Below are 19,788 nucleotides of genomic sequence, written 5' to 3' on the forward strand. Positions count from 1 at the left end.
CGTTATTGTACATAAAGATAGATCAGATAGGCATCTCTGTTCGGCGTACCAAGCATCACGGTGTAGTAGCCACTTTCTGATACTTCAAAGGAATCGGTAAATTTCTTTGCATCCTTCATCTGGGCTCTCGTCTGATAGCCTTTGCTCCAGTAGAGGGCTGCCTCTCCGCCTGCCGACAGTTCTTCTGTATATTCCTCCGGTGCCTTTACCGTCACGGTTGTTCCCGTCACCGTGCTCACGCTGCCTGCCTGTACGTTCTTTCCATTGACCATAAAGTAATGGCCATCTGCCGGGAGCACTTTCAGCCTTCTTGTCTTTCTGGTCTCATTTCCGACTTTGTCCACCGCCTGGATAGGAACCACGTAGGAACCTGCCATGCGAAGTATACTTTCATCCAGCAATACTTCCATAGCACACGCTTCATCTGCGGTAACGCCGGAACGAAGCGCTGCTTTTGCCACTGCAGCTTGAGTACCTGCCAGTACTTCCACCGCGCCGGACGGAAATGTCAGGGCAGGCGGCGTTTTGTCCAGAAAATCAATGGTCACTGTGCTGACTCCGGTATTTCCATACCGGTCTTCCGCGATCAACTGATAGATACCGTTTTCCTCCACCAGATAATCTGCATACTGATCTTTGCCGGTAATGGGAAGCTTCTGTTCCATGCCCCGTGTGCTGGTATTCCGGATTCTCACAGATGTGTTGTCCTCATCGGTCGTTACTTTCAGGTAAAAACTGTCCTTCCGGACCGGTGCAAAGAGGTTTCCCTGTTCGTCCTTCTTCAGTTCCAGTTTTGTGCCGTCCTGCTCACAGAACGTAAATGTGAGCTTCGGAGCTGTCGTATCGATCTCTGTCACCTGTACCACCTGGGATACCGGATTGCCGGCTTCATCTGCGAAGCTCAGCTGATAGGTACCGTTTTTATCCACCGTCTTTTCAAAATGATTCTCATAAACAGGCGTACCATCCGTACCGGTTCCTGCTTCAAAGGTGCCCGTCACCGGTTCATTAAAATCTGACGCAAGATGAACGGTATTCGCATCCTCATCATAGGTTTTGGTAAGCGTCATGGTCGGTGCTGTTCTGTCAATGATGGTAAGTGGGGCATCTGCCGGATAGGTCCACGGAGTCTGCGGTGCATTTCCTGACATGTCATACGCCTTCAGTCCGATCTGACAGTTCTGCTCAAAATCTACGGTCAGTGTGTTGCCCAGAATCGTCGCCTTCGCATAGGCATCCTTCTGAGCAGCATCCACCGGATTGCCTTCCCTGTCTGATATGGTAAGCTCTGCTCTGGAAATCTGCTCATTAAATTCCATGTAGAGGCGGACAGCTCCGTTGGTCACTTTTGTAAGATCACCGGTCTGTGTCAGCCACCGGCTGGATGTGATCACCGGCGGTTCTGTGTCCAGTACATAGACTTCTGCAATCAGTGTGGTGGTATTTCCCACATCATTTTTCAGCGTAATCTGAATCATTCCGTTGCTGGTAAACTCGATATATTCTCCTTCCGCATCCTTCTGCACGTTTTGCGGTTCCTCGATCCAGCTGTCCGCATCATGCTCCACATAGACTTTTACCTTTCCGTTTTCCGGCTGTCCGTAGATCAGCCTTCCTGTAGGTACCCTCTTGTCAATATTGCTGATAGTCAGCGGTATCTGTACTTCATTGGCTGCCTTCAGTGTCAGCGTCAACTTTCCGTTTCCGGAGAATACCACGCTTCCATTCGTCTGATTGATCCTTGCAAAATCTACCTCTGTTCCCTCTGCGAGAGACAGTTCTGTATCTACAGTCTCCCCTTTCTCATTCAGTGCAGTGAGCACAGCCCGCATATTTTTCGTGGTCTTCGGAAAATCCACCTCCTGTCCGTCCGGATTTACATAAGTACCTGCCAATGTATCGCCCAGATACCAGGAAATGAGGACTTCTTTGATCGTTCCTGCTTCGGTGCTTATGAAATCTGTATCCTGTTCACTGACTTCCAGTGTGCCACGGTTACCGGCTTCATCCTGAAAATGGAACACTTCTTTTCCGGGCGCGGTAAAGCGGATGACTCCATTGGAGCTGTCCGTAATCCGGACATTTTCTTCGTCAAATCCAAGAATCTGGTACGTCACACTTCCATATACGGTACGCTTCACAGAACCGTCTTCCTGAAGCACCACTACTTCATTTCCATTGACGACCCGTTCCAAGACCGCCGTCGGCGCTGTCCGGTCAATATTTCCAACCCGGTATTGGAATGTCATCGTGCGCTCTTCCGCCGTAGGGTCTTCACTCAGGACTGCAAGTGTGTATGCTTTTATGCCACTCTCTGTATAGGTAAGTTTCCCGGTCTTACCATATGTACTTTCACCGATAGAGACCGTATCACCGTCAGCTTTCACATCGCCATCGCATTTCACATACAGATAATCTGCAAGTGCTGAGATTGTGACAGTTACATCCTCCTGTGTAGATGTCGTAATGGACTGCACCACACTGTGGCGGAATGCATCATCCAATACAGTCGTGATCTCTTCCGTCCATTGTCTGGCAAACAGATCATAATAGGTGATGGTAAAAGTTCCACTCTCATAAACCGGCAGGAAATCATACGACGCTTTATAGGTCCATTTGTCCACTCCGGTATCCGGCTCTGCCAGATAGACCGGCTGATTAAAGCCAAAGCTCTCTCCGCATGTATACGAAGTGGTCACTGCTTTTGCCCGGCTTCCGGTCACACTCAGCGCCAGCGTCTGCTCCGTCACATGTCCATACCGGTCTTCCGCCCGGATGGTAATGGAAGTCGGGTTCACCCCTTCTCCGTTTTCTGTTGATTTGGCTTCCGCAAGGATTCGGAAGGTTCCATCGTCATTGAACGTTGTGCCGTCCAGTCTGCCCGGGAAGGTGCCTTCCTTCACATCATGCCACTGTCCGTCATCGGTTCCGTCTGCATCGATCCACTTCTCATAGGCTTCATCGAAACGGAATCCCACACGCACTGCGTTAGTTCCGGTCTTACCGGTCACATCAATCTGCGTCGTACTGTTGCTTGTCACATCTTCCAATACCGGTGCTTCGGAAATGTGTGTCACCGGGATGGTCTCACTGGATGTATTTCCTTCCTTGTCTGTAAGCGTTACGGTTACGTTACCATTGCGGACAAAAAGGAAACTGTGGGTTCCTTCGGCACTTCCAGACAGCTGCGGCACCGCTTCACCGTCTTCATAAGCCGCTGTCACATCCACGTTTGCAAGGTCTTCTTCCTCACTGATGTGAATATTCACCGTGACTTCCTGGCTCACCTTGCTATCATCCGTCGGTGCAGGCGGGTTCATCTCAGAAGTCACCTGTGGCTTTTTAAGCTGAAGGCTCAGCTTGTAGACCGGGGAATAGTCCCCGCTTGCCGAGATAAACTGGTAATAAATCTCATTTAAGCCGGACTGAAGCTGAAGTCCGTAGCTCTCACCCAGCAGTGCATTCTCATAACCGGCATGATCTTCCGTCGCCTGTTCCGGCCAGGTGCCATTCCTATAGGGATCATCGTAACTGTTTATCAGCTCTCCGGAAGATTTGGTAACGTCATCTGTATTTATCACAAATGTTCCGCTCTCCGTATCCAGCTTCAAGGCACTCCTGCTGCCTGTAATCACCTGCGCGGTTCTGCCCTCATATCTTCTTTCGGTATCTTCTGAGTTTTCATTCACACCGCCATCCTGTGCATAGAAGACCAGCTGCGGCGGAATTCCCTGTCTACCTGTGAGATCTGCCAGTGTGGCAAGTTCCACCACCTGCTCTGTGGTGTGATCCTCTATCGTTCCATTTTCATCCACAGAAAGCTGTGCCTGTGTTCCGGCAAAATGAAGATCTCTGGTAACTTTGTATTCTCCGTATTCTCCACTTTCCTCTTCGCTTGTCCCCTGCCATGTCTTGATTCCCGCAATTCCTCCGGTGATGGGAAGCTTCGGCACAACAGAGAAATAATGCCTTTCCACCCTTCCTCCTTCATCAAAAGAAATCTGATCTGCATCTCCAATTGCAGTCGGTGTATACGGAACCAGTTCCATCGTCACCGTAAACCATCTCTGTCTGTTCTCTACCTTGTCAAATACGGATGCCGGGATTACCGTCGTGTAACGGTAGTGAGTGCAACGCTTGAGCATCCCTGTCTCTGTCTGCAGGCCTTCAAACCATTGCAGCTCACTATCAAAATTGTCCTTCACAAGCGTGCTTTCATCAATGGTTTCCCGCCAGAGTTCCTCGCCAGTCTCATCATCTGTTACTTGCACATACGAATTTGCATAATCAATCTCAGCGCCGTCATAGGCTTTTCCCACAATGATCTTACCGGTTACGAGAAGATCTTCCCCTTTCGTATATGGCTGCATCCACTTGGATTCTCCATCCAGCCCTGTCACGTCCACATCCCATACCCGGAAATTAGAATCAATAAATGTGTAACTGTTGCCGAATCCCAGCTCCTTACCACTTGTGTTCAACCGGTTCAACAGCCGGAAGGAAATGCTCTTATAGGTAGATTTACCGGAAGCATCCGTTGCTTTTACAAACAGTTCCAGCGGCCGGTAGATCTCAGACACCTCTTTCTGTACATTTCCCTGCAGCCACAGCTCTGCTGCATCCGCTGCATTCAGTGTGACACTGCCTGTATGCAATGTTATTGCTTCATCTTCACTGTTAGTTGCTGTATCATTGTCTGGTATGTCATTGTTACTCGCAGTATCTTCACTGTCTGGCCGCTCCTCATGATTCACAGTCGGCACCGAGAGACTCTCGTTCGCAGTCATCAGCCGAAACTGTCCACCGGTGCTTTGCTCCGTTTTCACCGCATGTCTGGCGGACATGGTCATAAACTGGCCACCTGTTTCCGGTACCGCTTCGACAGGTTCTTCTGCCTGCTCTTCCTCGGCCGGAGCCTCTTCTGCCGGTTCTTCCGTCGTCGACTTCTTTTCTACCGACTCTCCATCCGGTTCTTCGGCTGATTCTCCGGTCTGTTCGCTGTCAGACGGGTTCTCTTCTGCGGTTTCTTCTTCCGAAGGTTTCTCTTCCGACGTTTCTTCTTTCGTCGGCTTCTCTTCCGAAGGTTCTTCCTCGACCGGTTCACTGTCGGACGGGTTCTCTTTGATCACTTCTTCCCCGGCAGTCTTTTCTTCCTCGATCAGTTCCTCCTGCACCGGTTCTTCCGTGACTGCCTCTTCGTCCTGTATCTCATCCAGTGACTGGATACTGGTATCTGTGCTGCTCAAATCAATCTCTGTATAGCTCCATTTCGAATAGTTTCCTGCGGGGGCATCGACAGATCTTGCCATCCAGAAATATTCCAGCTTTGCCACATCCTTATAGGCCACTTTCACCCAGGGTGACCCGCTGACAAATGTATCTGTCGGAACATCACTGCTCAATTCGATGCTGGCAACGGTATTGTCATAACTTCCGGTCAGTTCCGGCATCGTCACCGTCTGTCCGTTAGCTGTCACAGTCAATATAAACACAGATTCATAAAGCACCTGATCGGTTCCAATCTCATCATTTTTCAGGGTAATGACCTTGTCGGTTCCTTTCCCTGTCTGATGCGTCTCCTGATCTTCCAAATTGCCGCTCTTTTTCGTGAACTTCCAGTCATAGCTCCACGATACATCTGACAGATCGGTAATCGCAACACGGATGGTGCGTTCATCCACCCATTCCATCTTCACCCGCGGTTCTGCCCTGTCAATACCGATCTTGACCACCTGAATACTCTGCGCCTCATTTCCGGCGCCGTCGCTTCCTTCCAGCTTCAGGTTCAGGTCTCCTGCCTCACATTTGTCCGGAAGCTTCAGGAAGAAATATCCCTTCTGTTCCTTTGCATCGGAAAAAATCAGTGTCTCCGCACCGGTGCCGTCAGATGCCCCTTTCCACTCATTGTCCGCAACGGTATCCGTATCCAGTAGCGCATACTGAAGCTTCTCTTCTCCATAATAAGAAGGCGTCAGATAGAATGATAATTTTCCGGTGCAGCCCTTTAAGGATGCGTTGTCATTTACCTGATACGGCACTTTATAAATATTTGTCGTATCATCAAAGCTTCCAGCTTCCAGTGTCAGTTTCATCGGCTGATAGTCAAGCTGGTAGCTTCTGTCCGGTGTGAGATCTGTGCCGTCCTGGGTCTTTCCATTCTGAATGATCTCTCCGGAAAGCACATTTCCGACCTCGTCCTTGATCTCCAGCCCATTCAGATGCAGGCTCTTCACACGGATACGGTCTGCGCCTTCCTCCAACTGCCATCCTTTTTCCGTCTGCGTGGTAAACCGCAGGGCGAGACAGCTGGCACTGTTGGCCGTGTCTGACGTATCGGTTATTTCATAATTTAAAAAGCTCTCACTTTTACTATTTACCACACTGCGTGTGCCGCCGATGGTCACATAGTTTCCATCCTGGTCTTTCACGTTCAGCGTCAGCACCGGCAGGTTTTCCTCTGCTTTTTCCAGCTCTTTCCGGTTGCTGATCTCTTTGGTCAGATTGACCGTAACTGACAATTTGCCGCCTTCCGGTACATTTGCGGCATCTCCCGCATCCATGCTGACACTTTTCACTGCCAGTTTTCTAAGATCAATGACCGTATTTACCAGGTTTTTCTCAAATCCATCCTGCATGCCGGACTGGTTCAGGCCCATGGCATTTCCGGACAGGTCCGTAATATTCTGGAAGAGAGCCGCATTGTCCTTGTCATTAAATACCACCTTGGTCAGACGGTAGTAGTCCCCTCTTACACTGCTGTCTTTGGGAACCGTATATTTGAATACCATGACCGGAAGACCGGTCTTCTCATGCGGTGCGTAACTGTAAAAGGAAGCGGCCGCCGGATTGGCATCGGAACCGCTGATTCCCATGGCTTTCACATCCAGCTTCAGATCAGAAAGAACGGTGCCCTCTTTGAAAACGACCGGTTCGTCAAATACCAGTGCAACATAAAGTTCCTTCCCCGCCTCACTTACACCAGTGACCGGGGCAAGCTCCCAGTTCATAAACCCTTCTGCCTTGCCCTCCGGAATGGTATCTTCTTTCTGATAGACCGGATTTCGGTCATAGACTGCCGCATACGCAATCTTCGGTCCCTGTGTATCTTTTCCATATACCGTGATCTTCTGAAAACGAACCGGACTGACGGTACTGTCATTTCCATATCCCTTAAACCACATACCGCCGTTCTGAAGCTTCTGCGCGCTTGTCCAGTAATCAGAGAGAGAAGAAAACTGAAGGCTCCTGTCATTTTTCAGGTTAAATGGCTTAAACCGGCCCATACTGTCCACATCTAAGCCGTGTCCCAGCGCATTGATCAGTCCCCGGAACACATATTTGTGCCCATACAGTCCGGCAAATCCGTCCATCTTCGTTATTTCATCAGAATAGCCTTCCAGCGCATAAGAGTATTCCACATCTCCTTTGGCTACCATATTGACGGTATTCCCATTCCAGATCGTATCCTTATCATACTCTTTTGCCCCCACAGAGATTCCGTTTCTTTTCAAAGTAGCATAATACCATTCTCTGGACGGATCAAATGTATGTACACGGCTTCCCTCTCTTACCATGCCGGTCATACCGTTTCCCGCTGCGTACCCGGCTGCATAGGTTCCCTTTTTCGTCCCCTTCACAGAACTTCCAAGAATCTGATCCCCCTGATAACGAAACGTGGAACCCCCACCGTCCGACTCCAGTGTAAAATACGAATTCAAGAGATAATGATTCCGCTCCAGATATGCGCGCTGACTGTCATAGTCCTTATAAGTCGTCAAAAATGTACCGTCAGATGCAGCCATGCTCATGGACTGATCCATCAGTGCGATCTGGCTATCCCCGGTCGCCGGATGATTGCCGCTCTCATATGCCATATAAAGTCCGGTCACAGGTTCATAGGTATATGCCGGTGCGGCCTTCACCTGCATTCCTGACAGGTCTCCCATATTTCCCGCCATCAGACTTGCCACCAACAGAATACTGATTATCTTTTTCTTCATCGGTCTCCTCCCCGTTTGTTTCATAACACGATCATTACCTGTCTTCATTATATCGAATTACAAAAAAAGCAGGGCGAAGGTTGCAATTTTGTAACCTTCACCCTGCTTACGAGTCCTTATTCCTGTTCCAGGCAGTAGCCTTCTCCTCTCGCCGACACGATGCAGAAACCACTCTCCCTGATCTTGTTCCGCAGTCTCGCCACAGCCGTCTTGAGTGCCTGGGTGTCTCCCGCCGTAGAAGTCTTCCAAACTTTTTCATAGAGATATTCTCCGCTTATCACCTGTCCCTGGTTCTGTACAAACAGTGATAACAGTGCAAATTCCTTCTGGGTCAGCAGAAGATCCCGCCCTTCCATACTCGCCGTACAGGAGGTGATATCCAGCACAAGCTTTCCTGCCTGCAGTGTCTTCGGAATCCGGTCTGCCCTCCTCAGAAGTGCCTCAATACGTGCCAGCAGAATCGGAAAATCATAGGGCTTTGTCAGATAATCATCTCCGCCTGCTGCCAATCCCTGTATTACATCTTCCTGGCTGGTGAGCCCGGTGAGCAGTAAGATCGGCACATCGCCTTCCCTTCCCTGCCGCAGTGCTTTCATGTATTCCAGTCCGTTTCCATCCGGCAGCATAATATCCAGGATCACGGCATCCGGTCTCCTGGCTTCAAAGCACTGTTCTGCCTGTTCCAGCGTCCTGGCCGCGTCCACCTCATACCCTTCCCATTCCAGCAGACGCTGGTTTCCTCTCAGAATCTTTTCATTGTCTTCTACAAGAAGCAGTCTTTTTCCTTTCATCTATCCCCTTTGTCCTTCATATACCGGCAGGACAAAGGATACTTTCGTTCCTTCTCCCTGCCTGCTCTCAATCCAGATCTTTCCATGGTGGGATTCCACCACACTTTTACTTAAAAACAGTCCAAATCCGGTGCCTCCGTCGGAAACACCCCGCTCAAACACATGGGGCAGAAGCTCCGGCGCGATGCCGCTCCCATTATCCGTAATCTCCACCTGATATTTTCCATCTTTTAAGAAAGCCCGGACTTCAATCCTGCCCCCCTGTGTATGGGTATTGGCATTCTGCAGAAGATTCACCAGCACCTGGGAGATCAGGTCGGCATCTGCAAACACTTCCATCCCTTCCTCCACGGAAACTTCCAGTTCATTTTCTTTCTTCCGGAACAGAAGTCTCAGCATATCCGTGCTGTTTTTCAGAATCGCAGTCAGACTGCACCGTTTCTTTTCTGTGCTCTCTGACAGGGAAGCCATGGAAAGCATGCCGCTGACCATCCGTGCAAGCCCCATGATTTCCTCCTGCGCGTCTGCTAAAAGTTCTGTCGTCTCCGGATTGCTCTCCCCCATATGATTCAGCATCCGCATGACCGTCTGAATGTTGACGGAGGCCACTGTAAGAGGCGTCTTCATCTCATGGGAAGCATTGGCAAGAAATTCTGTCTTCGACAGACTGGCCTGTGCCAGCAGCTGATTCTGCTGGTGCAGCCGCTGCTGCTGTTTCCGGTACAGCCGTACCTGCACATACATCGTCACGCAAAGCGTCGCCCCGACGATCAGAAAGTCCATAATATTGCTGCGAAGATAATCTTTCTCTGCCGGAAAACCTGATACCAGGAAGGGATACCGGTAGGAAACGACATACAGTCCTGTATAAAAAAGCAGTTCCAGCACAGTAATACCAAAAGCAAGCCATCCTTCCAGCATAAAGACCGTGTAAACCACCGCAAAAATCAGGAACGCGGTAAAGCCTCCATGATATCCTCCCATCCGTAAATACAGATAGGGAAACAGCCCGAAAAATACACAGACAATCGTGATCAGCTGACATTGCCGGATACGCCTGCTTGTCCTTGCGTACCACAGAATCAATGCACAAAAAGCAGCGGATGCCAGATCGACCACTACGCCGACAGTCCCGACACCCGCTGCAAAATTGACTGCTGTGATGATCAGGCAAAACAACATACTGGCAATGACCAGCACAAAAAATACTCTGGCCGAAAGATCAATCTCCGGACTGAAGTAAGTTTCCCTGAATTTTTTTATCCATCCTTGCAGTTCTTTTTTCATTCTTTATTTTTCCAGTAATTTTTCCACACTTGCCAGTTTTACACACAGTGCAAACAGCTCTGCACACTGTTTCAGTTCTTCCATGGACGGGAAGGACGGTGCAATTCGGATATTGGTATCATGGGGATCTTTCTTATATGGATAGGTGGCTCCGACAGTGGTCAGAGTAACGCCTGCATCTTTACATTTCTGGTATACAGCCTTTGCACAGCCTTCCATCGTATCGAAAGAAATGAAGTATCCTCCCAGCGGTTTTGTCCAGGTACCGATGCCCAGACCGCCCAGCTCTTTCTCCAGCACATCCAGCACGAGTTCAAATTTCGGACGCATAATAGCTGCATGTTTCTTCATATGCTCTTTGATACCGTTCAGGTCCTTGAAGAAACGTACATGACGCAGCTGGTTGATCTTGTCATGGCTGATGATCTGTACGGTCATGGATTTCTTTACCCAGTCCAGATTGTCCTTGGATGCGGCGATACAGCTGATACCTGCTCCTGCAAAACTGATCTTGGATGTGGAAGCGAACTCAAGAATCATATTTTCTTTGCCATTTGCCTTGCACATAGAAAGCATCTCCGGCAGATGATCCTGTTTCTCCTCCTCATCATACAGATGGTGAACACAGTAGGCATTATCCCAGTAGATACGGAAATCTTCCGCAGCCGGACTTAAGTCTGCCATCCGCTTGCAGACATTTTCAGAATAAGTAATTCCCAGAGGATTCGTATACATCGGTACACACCAGATACCTTTCACAGCCGGATCCTTTACATACTCTTCTACCAGATCCATATCCGGACCTTCCAAAGTCATGGGAATCGTAATCATCTCGATACCGAAATGCTCGGTAATACCAAAATGACGGTCATATCCAGGAGCCGGACATAAGAATTTTACTTTATCAAGTTTGCACCAGGGAGTACTTCCCATGACACCATGCGTGTAAGATCTGGAAATGCTGTCATACATGACATTTAAGCTTGCTGTACCAAATACAATGACATGCTCCGGATCCACACCCAGCATCTCGCCCAACAGACGGCGTGCTCCGTAAATTCCTTCCAGGCAGCCATAGTTTCTCGTATCCACACCCTGCTCGTCCTTCATATCGGCATGGCTGGTGAAAATATCCATCATCGGCATGGTCATGTCAAGCTGTGCCGGAGCTGGCTTTCCTCTGGACATATCCAGCTTCAGTCCCTTGCCCTTTGCATCTTCATATTGAAGCTCCAGTTCTTTTTTCAGTGCCAGCAATTCTTCTTTTCCAAGTTCACTATACGGTGTCATCTTAGGTCCTCCTCATTTCTATAAATAAGGGGTCTGCATCTTATATGATTACAGCCCCCCTAAATTACCCTTGTTCAAATACTTTTCTGATCAGACGGTCATACTCCTGCCATGCCGGGTACAATTCCAGTTCCCGGAGTGCTTCCGCTGTCTGGCGATAAAACCATCCATGCATTGCTTTATCCTTCTGGTTAAAACGCTGCCAGATACGGTCTCCGATGCTGTTCAGATCCCTCTCAATAGAACGCAGATTGGAAAGCTTGTCTGCAAGTGCCAGCATTCTGGCATTCCGATCTGCCTTTTTCTTAAGAAATGTAATGGTTTCCTGCTTTCGCAGCTTCCAGGTCGATTCCGGCGGCAAATCCCTGCGCTTATTCTCGGTCTCACATGCCACATAATGGGCCACTCTAGATCCAAACATCTCTTCCAGTTCCTGTGCTGTGACCTCGGTGTCTTCTACCACATCATGCAGCACGGCAGCTGCGATCAGTTCTTGATCGTCTGTCATTTCCGCTATAATTGACGCCGCTTCCACCGGATGAGACAGATAAGGAATTCCGGTTCCCTTTCTTGTCATTCCACTATGTGCAGCAGCAGCAACCATAACTGCCCTCTCATACAACGGCAAACCGCTCTTTAAAAGCATGCAATTGATCTCTTTTGTCATATTGACCGCCATTCGCTATCCACCCGTTGCCTTTTCCCCAATGTCTTTCAGAGTATAGCACATCCATGAAGAAATGGCAACCTATAAATGTTTTTACTCACCGGACAAATGACCGTAGAAGGAAAGCATATACAAACCACATATTCCTACCAGTGCATAAATGATTCTGGAAAGCCAGCTTAAATTTCCGAAGATCCACGCTACCAGATCCAACTGAAAGAATCCGATGAGTCCCCAGTTGATGGCTCCAATAATAACTACTGTCAGTGCAAAACAGTCCAAACCTCTGTTCATCAAAGTTTACCTCCTTTTGCACCTAGTATATCCAGCGTGAAGAAGACTATACTCCGCTGACTGCGGTCTGTCCGCATTTGATCTCTTTCAATACGAAATAAGTTTTCGTTGCAGATACACCGCGGATACTTTTGATAATTCTGTGAAGATGCTCCAGAGTCTCAGAAGACTGAGTCTGGATTTTCAGCATAAAATCATAATCTCCCGTCAGGTAATCACAGGCCACAATATTTTCGTTATCAGCCATCACTTTTGTAAATTCTTCATAATATTTTGGATGCTCCAGAGAAACTTCCATCAGAGCCGTCACATCATTTCCCAGTTTGTGCTGATCTGCCACAATTGTATACTGCTGAATAATTCCCTTCCTCTCCATCTTCCGGATTCTTTCGATAACAGCTGCCACTGACAGATGGACTGCCTGACTGATATCAGTTGCTGATCTTCTTGAGTTTTCACTGAGGCATTTTAAAATACTGCGATCCATGCTATCCATAACGGTGTGCTCCTTCCTGAAATAAAAAAAGGCATGGAAAAGAATTCCTCTTTCCATGCCCATTCATGTACATCATTTAATTTTCTCTACTGTACAATAAATTTTTCTGTTTTGCAATATCTTTTTTGCACAATTTTCAGTGAAACTGTTGAAAATTTTTTATCGTCCTATTTAATGATCTCAAACAGCGGTTTGCATGCCGGATAAATCTGTTTGAACTGCTGATATTTCTCTTCGTATTTTGCTGCCAACTCTGGATCCGGTTCTACGGTACCAGTAACTTTCACCAGTTTCTCCGCTGCTTCTTCTACATTTTTATATTCACCGCAGGCTACGGCTGCCAGCATAGCTCCACCAAGGGCCGGGCCTTCCTCGCTCTCGATCATGTCCACCTTTAGGTTCATGATATTGGCAATCATCTTTCTCCAGAGTGGGCTCTTAGCTCCGCCGCCGCAGATCTTGGTTCTCTCAATGTGGATGCCAAGGGATTTTGCTACTTCCAGAGAATCTCTCAGGGCAAATGCTACACCTTCCAGTACCGCCTGGGTCATGTCCGCTCTGGTGGTGTCCATGGTCATACCGATGAAGGTTCCTCTTGCATTCGGGTTATTATGGGGAGAACGTTCTCCCATGAGATACGGCAGGAAAAATACATGATTCTCGCCCAGCTTCTCAATGGCTTTCTGCTCAGCTGCATAATCTTTAGTTCCAATAATCTCATCCATCCACCATTTATTGCAGGAAGCAGCACTGAGCATGCAGCCCATCAGATGATAATGGCCATCTGCATGAGCAAATGCATGAAGAGCATTGTACTTATCTACACCAAATTTTTCAGAAGAAATGAAGATAGTTCCGCTTGTTCCCAGAGAAATATTGCATCTTCCGTCTCCTACTGTTCCGGTTCCCACAGCAGCTGCCGCATTGTCACCTGCTCCTGCTACGACTTTAACGGTCTTTGGAATACCAAGTTCTTTTGCGATCTCCGGAAGCACATTTCCTACTGCCTCATAGGACTCATATACTTTTGCCAGCTGCTCTTCGTTAATACCGCAGATCTCCATCATTTCCTTGGACCAGCAGCGGTTCTTTACATCAAAGATCAACATGCCGGATGCATCGGATACGTCCGTGCAGTGTACACCGGATAATTTGTATGCAATGTAATCCTTCGGCAGCATGATCTTTTTGATCTTTGCAAAATTCTCCGGTTCCTTATTCTTCACCCACAGAATCTTCGGTGCCGTAAATCCGGTGAAGGAAATATTTGCCGTATACTCGGAAAGCTTTTCTTTTCCGATCACGTTATTCAGATAATCGCATTCCTCATAAGTACGGCCATCGTTCCATAGCAGCGCCGGACGGATCACCTGATCCTTCTCATCCAGAATGACAAGACCATGCATCTGACCACCGAAACTGATACCTGCCACCTGACTCTTATCACATTCAGAAAGCAGTTCTTTCAATCCGTCCATGGTCTGCGCAAACCAGTCCTCCGGATTCTGTTCCGACCAGCCCGGATGTGGGAAATAAATCGGATACTCTTTTGATACAATTTTTTCAATGTGTCCTGCCCCGTCCATGAGAAGCAGTTTGACTGCGGATGTTCCAAGATCCACTCCAATATACAGCATATGATGTCCTCCTTTAATCCCTCTTACCTGTACATACACATATGCACATTCTCTGTTTTTATATTACGCTATCTCACCTGCTTTTTCAATAAATAACTTTCATGTGACATTTTCAGTTTTTTGACGTATGATAGGGAAAGAATTGATTGTGTGGAGGGACAAACCGTTGGAACAGGATTATTTAATTAAGAAACCGCCGTTTCAGGCACTTTTTATATTTGCACTGCCAATCATTATCGGCAATTTATTTCAGCAGACTTACACCATGGCGGATTCTGCCATCGTGGGCCGCTTTGTCAGTGAGCAGGCGCTGGCTGCAGTGGGAGCCTCCTATTCACTGACCAATATTTTTATCTGCGTGGCCATTGGCGGAGGCATGGGTGCTTCTGTCATCGTCAGCCAGTATTTCGGCGCACAGAAATATGACCGCATGAAGACTGCCATCTACACGGCATCTCTGGCTTTTCTTGGCTTAAGTCTGCTGCTTGGCATCTTCGGATTATTTTGCAGCCGGGAAATCATGGTTCTTCTGAACACACCCGCGGATTGTCTTTCCATGGCTTCGGAATATCTGCGGATTTATTTTCTTGGGTTGCCGTTTCTGTTCATGTACAACGTGTTTTCCGCCATGTTCAATGCCCTTGGAAAATCAAGAATTCCTCTCGGATTTCTCATTTTTTCCTCACTCTTTAATATTGTTCTTGACTATCTTCTGGTAGCCGGTGCCCACATGGGTGTCTCCGGGGTAGCGTGGGCAACGCTGATCGCGCAGGGAATTTCAGCAGTTCTGTCCATGCTTGTACTGCTGAAGATTCTGAAAAAAATATCATCACCAGTATCTTCCATAGATGACTCTTCTTGTAGTGTCGGAGCAATGACAGCATTTTCAGAGAGCCACTCTGTCTTCGACGGAAAAGAGCTGGTTTCCATGACCCGCATTGCCATTCCCTCCATCCTGCAGCAATCCACCGTTTCTATCGGTATGATGCTGGTACAGTCTGTGGTCAACAGCTTCGGATCCGCCGCACTGGCCGGATTCTCTGCTGCCATGCGTATTGAAAGCATCTGTGTAGTTCCCATGTCAGGCATTGGAAATGCGGTCTCTTCCTACACTGCACAGAATCTGGGTGCCGGAAAGACGGACCGTGTTGTAAAAGGCTATCATGCTGCTGTCCGGATGGTCATCTTCTGTGCTGTCATCCTGTGCATCAGTATGGAATGCTTTCATCATTCACTGATTGCTCTTTTCCTTGGTACCGACGGTGCCACAGAAGCCTTTCTGACCGGAGAAGGTTACCTCACTTTCATGGGATGGTTCTTCTGTATGATCGGTTTTAAAATGTCCGTAGACGGTCTCCTGCGCGGTTCCGGTGATATGGTCATGTTCACCGTCGCCAACCTGGTCAACCTGTCCATCCGCGTTATCGTCGCCATGACCTGCGCTCCCCGTTTTGGAATTGCCATGGTCTGGTGCGCCGTTCCCATCGGCTGGACCGCTAACTTTTTGATCTCTTATGCAAGATACCGGACCGGGAAATGGAAAGAACGCGGGATGGTGTGAGACCTGAGCTTTCGGCTCGGTTGCGAACACTTGGGCAGGCACCTGGGTCTCTGTCTCGGTTTACCTCGAAAAAGTTCCTGCGTTTTTTGAATTCGCAGGAACTTTTTTTCACGCAAAGCCAATCGAGACCCACAGAGACTCTTTTCACTGCGCAACCTGGCTTGACGCGGGAACTTTTGACTTCAAAATTTCATATAGACCCGCGAACAAGTTTACTGACATTGCCCCGTGAGGGAGATGTCCCTCTGGCAGTCGGTCACCACAAAATAATCCTTTATCAATCCCTCCACATAAGCCATATCCAGTGGATATTCCTTTGTCTCAAAAGTTAATATCAGATTCGCGGATGGAATCCAGCCATGCTCCATATATAACTGCAGTTTTAACAAGGCATTTCTACGGTATGCAGTCTCATCCACCATTCCCAGATGCTCCCAAAGAAACAGCTTTCCTGTTTTCGGATGCCTGATTGTAAAATCTGGATAAACTGTCACTTGTCCCAGTTCCAGTTCACTTTCATATCGGAACGGAATTTTGTAATCATGAAGAAGATAGACAATCATAGACTCGGATTTTGACCGGACATGAATTCCGGCACTTGTACCGTAAATCTTCTGCTCTGGATATTTTTTGTTCTGTTCATAAGGGGATTCCATCCAGGACTGAAGGTCACTGGATTCTGGTTGAAAATACGGTGCAAGAAGTTCAGAGTATGGGCTGTCCGGTGCCAGCATCTGCTCCGACACAGATTCCCGATGGTGAGAAATGTAGCTGCCTACCGCCCGCTCTTCCTGTATCAACTCCTTCATCCGCAACAGCAGATATTTCTTCATTGCCAGCTTCTCCGCATATTTTCGCTGGTCTTTTGGTAAGTACTGACGCCTCTTTCCGTCTTTTTCATACCATTTGACATGAGTGCCATTTTGGAAACAAAAAATCGTCCCCGCAGGTAACTTGAAAATTTGTTTCTGAATTCGTTCTTTTTCTTTCTGGATTCGCTGCTGTTCTGCCAGCATCTGATAATAATAGGAAATAAGACCACCTCCTGATGTTTTAGAAAATAACAGAATTGATAGTCTTATTAAAACATACAGACAAGAAAAAGTAAACTATTTTTATAATACTTTACTGCCATTTGCAGTCAGCTTGAATCTTGCTCCGAGAATCTCCGCCGCGCCCCGGCACATCATCATTCTTCCAAGAAAAATATCAAAATACTCAAACATAGTACAGATATTTTCATCAATCTGCAGATTCAGTGCGATGGTCATTTTTTCTTTATTCACTTTCAATTTTGCCTCTGTGACTGCATAATTGACCCGGTCGTGGATATCAAAGGCAGCCGGTTCTTTGTCACGAACCCGGTTGCGCCGTACATCCGTCTTGTCCGCAATGATCAGTGCGGCACTGATTACATCGGTTGCTCCACCTGCAGATTCATCATGATGTCCGATGGCAGACATGACTGTTATCCGGTCTTCCAGACTCATATCCGTCTTCTTCAGAATCTCACCTGCCAGCAAAGCTCCATATTCTGCATGCTGCTTCCGGTTAATGGCATTTCCAATATCATGCATCATCCCGGCAATCTTTGCCAGTTCTATATCATGTTCTGTATAGTCCAGCTTCTTTAAAATATAAGCGGAGCGTTCTGCAACCAACACACAATGTACTTCTGAGTGATCCGTATAACCGAGAACTCCGAGATTTTCATTTCCTTTTTTTAGATAGGCACGTACTTCTTCATTTTTTCTAATTTCTTTATAAGTCAAATTTTTCTCCTCCTGACAAGGTATTAGTATAATCCCTGTCGCGGAGGCGCTTCTATCATATAGCTATGAAGTTTTTGTAAAATGAAGGTAAAACCTGTTGTCTCCAGAACCAGTACTGGCAACCTGAAAGCAAACAACTCCGGGCAGTGTTCCTGAGCTTGTTCGCGGGTCTATCTGAAATTCTGTTGGAAAAAGTTCCCGCGTCAAGTCAGATTACGCGGTAAAAAGAGCCTCCATGGGTCTCAATTGAGATCGCACGCAAAAAAGTTCCTGCGAAATCAGAAATCGCAGGAACTTTTTCGAGGTCAGGTGAGCCAGGCACCCAACTAAGCAGGTGAGTCGGGGACCCAGGTGCTCAGCTAAGTGTCCGCATCCGCGGTCCGGCCCTTATTTATCCTCTATGAAACAGAGAGAATTTTTTCTTCTCATATGGCTCTGTTTTTATACCCAGCACGGTGTAGCCAGTTGCCTCAATGGCGCTTTTCAGTTTCTCCTCATCCAGCGGTTCCTCGGCAATGATTTCCGTGGTTCCTTTGCTGTGGGAAGAGGTTACTTTCTTTACCTGAAATACTTTTCTGACCGCATCATTCACATGTGCCTCGCACATGCCGCATGCCATGCCGTCTACATCTAAAATCATCTTTACCATAACTGTATCCCTCTTTTCTGTGAAATTCTTTTCCAGCTGCATTTTCTGTTTTCAGCAGTTCTCCGGACACCCACCCCGGGTGTCGTTCTTTGGCAATAGTATAACACAAAAATCTCGTTTTGGTTAGTCTAAACTTATTCTTTTTTGCAAGAATCGCGGCTTAAAAGTAATAAAACGGGCAGAAGTGACAGGCTGTCACTTCTGAGCGTCTTGTTACTTATATCTCTAAGCAAGCAGTTCTGCTACCAGTTCTGCCCCGCTGATCATATCCTGTACATAGGTATATTCCTTGACAGAATGTGCCTCATACATACCGCTGGACAGGACGATGCCCTGGATGCCATGAAGGACAAAGTTATTATTATCGCTTCCGCCGAAGGTCTCGGTCAGGGTTCCGGCAAGTCCCAGTTTTTCACATGCCTCTTTAAAATGCGTAACTACTGGAGCATCCTTTGGGATGTCATAAGCAATAAGGCGGATATCCGGTGTTACCTCTACAGCTGCACCCACTTCTTCTGCTGCCTTCTCAAAAGTCCTGGTAAGCTGATCCATCAGCGCCAGTGCTTTTTCATGGCTGTAACTGCGGATCTCGCCTTCGCAGGTACACAGTTCCGGGATAATGTTAGTTCCCTCGCCACCGGAAATCTTTCCGATATTCAGCGTCGAGTCTTCATCCACCTGTCCCTGCTCGATCCGGCTGATGGCAAGGCTGACTGCTCGGATGGCATGAATGCCCTGCTCAGGCGCAAATCCGGCATGAGATGCTTTTCCATGCATCTTTACGGTAAAGGAAATGAGGGATGGTGCCCGAAGGGCTGCTGCTCCCGGTGCTCCGCCCATGTCGAGTACATAGGCTTCTTTTGCCTTCACCTGGCTGAAATCAAATGCATCCGTACCCTTAATATACAACTCCTCGGCAATGGGGAAGATCACTTCGATATCCCGATAGGGAATCTTCTCTTCCTGTAAATGACGCACCGCTTCCAGAATTTCCACCAGCCCGGTCACATCATCCGCACCAAGAATGGTATCCTTGCCGCTCTCGATCTTGCCGGTTGCTTCATTAAGGAACATCTTCTTACCAATTCCCGGACGCACCGTATCCATGTGTGCGGAGAACAAAATGGGGTCTCCCGGCAGGGTTCCTTTGAGATAGCCATATACATTTCCGGCTGTTCCATCTTCCTGGGCTCCGGCATTGTCCTCGCGGACTTCAAATCCAAGGGCGGCCAGTTTCTCCTTCAGCCGATCCGCCATGTCCCTTTCTGCAAAACTAAGGGAATCAATGGAAATCAGTTCTTCAAACTCTTTTAAAATTCTGTCTTTTTTAATCATCATCTTTCA

Annotated in this window: 13 protein-coding genes; 1 reads left to right on the forward strand and 12 read right to left on the reverse strand. The window is 47.8% G+C overall.

What is annotated here, in order from left to right:
* Window positions 1-2: 2 nt before the first annotated feature.
* The 8 genes from ACZMB2_RS04080 to xylB all read right to left on the reverse strand — a co-directional run bounded on the left by ACZMB2_RS04080 (window position 3) and on the right by xylB (window position 14,462).
* Window positions 3-8,000, reverse strand: a complete 7,998-nt coding sequence (locus ACZMB2_RS04080; protein ID WP_487595639.1) for an ICP22 family protein — start codon at window positions 7,998-8,000, stop codon at window positions 3-5.
* A gap of 116 nt (window positions 8,001-8,116) precedes the next feature.
* Window positions 8,117-8,791, reverse strand: coding sequence for a response regulator transcription factor (locus ACZMB2_RS04085; RefSeq protein WP_487595640.1), 675 nt, complete (start codon window positions 8,789-8,791; stop codon window positions 8,117-8,119).
* A complete protein-coding gene (locus ACZMB2_RS04090) occupies window positions 8,792-10,078 on the reverse strand; it encodes a sensor histidine kinase (RefSeq protein ID WP_487595641.1) in 1,287 nt (428 codons plus the stop codon).
* Window positions 10,079-10,081: 3 nt separating this feature from the next.
* On the reverse strand, window positions 10,082-11,368 hold the full coding sequence (locus tag ACZMB2_RS04095; protein ID WP_487595642.1) for an aspartate aminotransferase type Ic: 1,287 nt from the start codon (window positions 11,366-11,368) through the stop codon (window positions 10,082-10,084).
* A gap of 64 nt (window positions 11,369-11,432) precedes the next feature.
* Complete coding sequence (locus tag ACZMB2_RS04100; protein WP_487595643.1) at window positions 11,433-12,047, reverse strand: HD domain-containing protein; 615 nt, start codon at window positions 12,045-12,047, stop codon at window positions 11,433-11,435.
* A gap of 81 nt (window positions 12,048-12,128) precedes the next feature.
* On the reverse strand, window positions 12,129-12,332 hold the full coding sequence (locus ACZMB2_RS04105) for a DUF378 domain-containing protein (RefSeq protein WP_487595644.1): 204 nt from the start codon (window positions 12,330-12,332) through the stop codon (window positions 12,129-12,131).
* A gap of 43 nt (window positions 12,333-12,375) precedes the next feature.
* The gene (locus tag ACZMB2_RS04110) at window positions 12,376-12,825 is read right to left on the reverse strand and encodes an Lrp/AsnC family transcriptional regulator (RefSeq protein ID WP_487595645.1); all 450 of its coding nucleotides are present in this window, start codon (window positions 12,823-12,825) and stop codon (window positions 12,376-12,378) included.
* A 167-nt stretch (window positions 12,826-12,992) separates the two neighbouring features.
* Window positions 12,993-14,462: a xylulokinase gene (gene xylB / locus ACZMB2_RS04115; RefSeq protein ID WP_487595646.1), complete on the reverse strand. Its 1,470-nt coding sequence runs from the start codon at window positions 14,460-14,462 to the stop codon at window positions 12,993-12,995.
* Between the two features lie 127 nt (window positions 14,463-14,589).
* Here xylB and ACZMB2_RS04120 point away from each other — a divergent pair, with 127 nt between their 5' ends.
* A complete protein-coding gene (locus ACZMB2_RS04120) occupies window positions 14,590-16,023 on the forward strand; it encodes an MATE family efflux transporter (RefSeq protein ID WP_487595647.1) in 1,434 nt (477 codons plus the stop codon).
* A gap of 212 nt (window positions 16,024-16,235) precedes the next feature.
* Here the strand turns inward: ACZMB2_RS04120 and ACZMB2_RS04125 are convergent, their stop codons facing one another.
* The 4 genes from ACZMB2_RS04125 to ACZMB2_RS04140 all read right to left on the reverse strand — a co-directional run bounded on the left by ACZMB2_RS04125 (window position 16,236) and on the right by ACZMB2_RS04140 (window position 19,782).
* The gene (locus tag ACZMB2_RS04125) at window positions 16,236-17,039 is read right to left on the reverse strand and encodes an ATPase (RefSeq protein ID WP_487595648.1); all 804 of its coding nucleotides are present in this window, start codon (window positions 17,037-17,039) and stop codon (window positions 16,236-16,238) included.
* A 99-nt stretch (window positions 17,040-17,138) separates the two neighbouring features.
* Complete coding sequence (locus ACZMB2_RS04130) at window positions 17,139-17,795, reverse strand: HD domain-containing protein (protein ID WP_487595649.1); 657 nt, start codon at window positions 17,793-17,795, stop codon at window positions 17,139-17,141.
* Between the two features lie 391 nt (window positions 17,796-18,186).
* The gene (locus ACZMB2_RS04135; protein ID WP_487595650.1) at window positions 18,187-18,444 is read right to left on the reverse strand and encodes a heavy-metal-associated domain-containing protein; all 258 of its coding nucleotides are present in this window, start codon (window positions 18,442-18,444) and stop codon (window positions 18,187-18,189) included.
* 225 nt (window positions 18,445-18,669) lie between these two features.
* Window positions 18,670-19,782 carry a M20/M25/M40 family metallo-hydrolase gene (locus ACZMB2_RS04140; protein WP_308458479.1) on the reverse strand — a complete coding sequence of 371 codons (1,113 nt, stop codon included), beginning with the start codon at window positions 19,780-19,782 and terminating at the stop codon, window positions 18,670-18,672.
* Between the last annotated feature and the right edge of the window lie 6 nt (window positions 19,783-19,788).

The organism is Hominiventricola sp. (assembly GCF_057604405.1).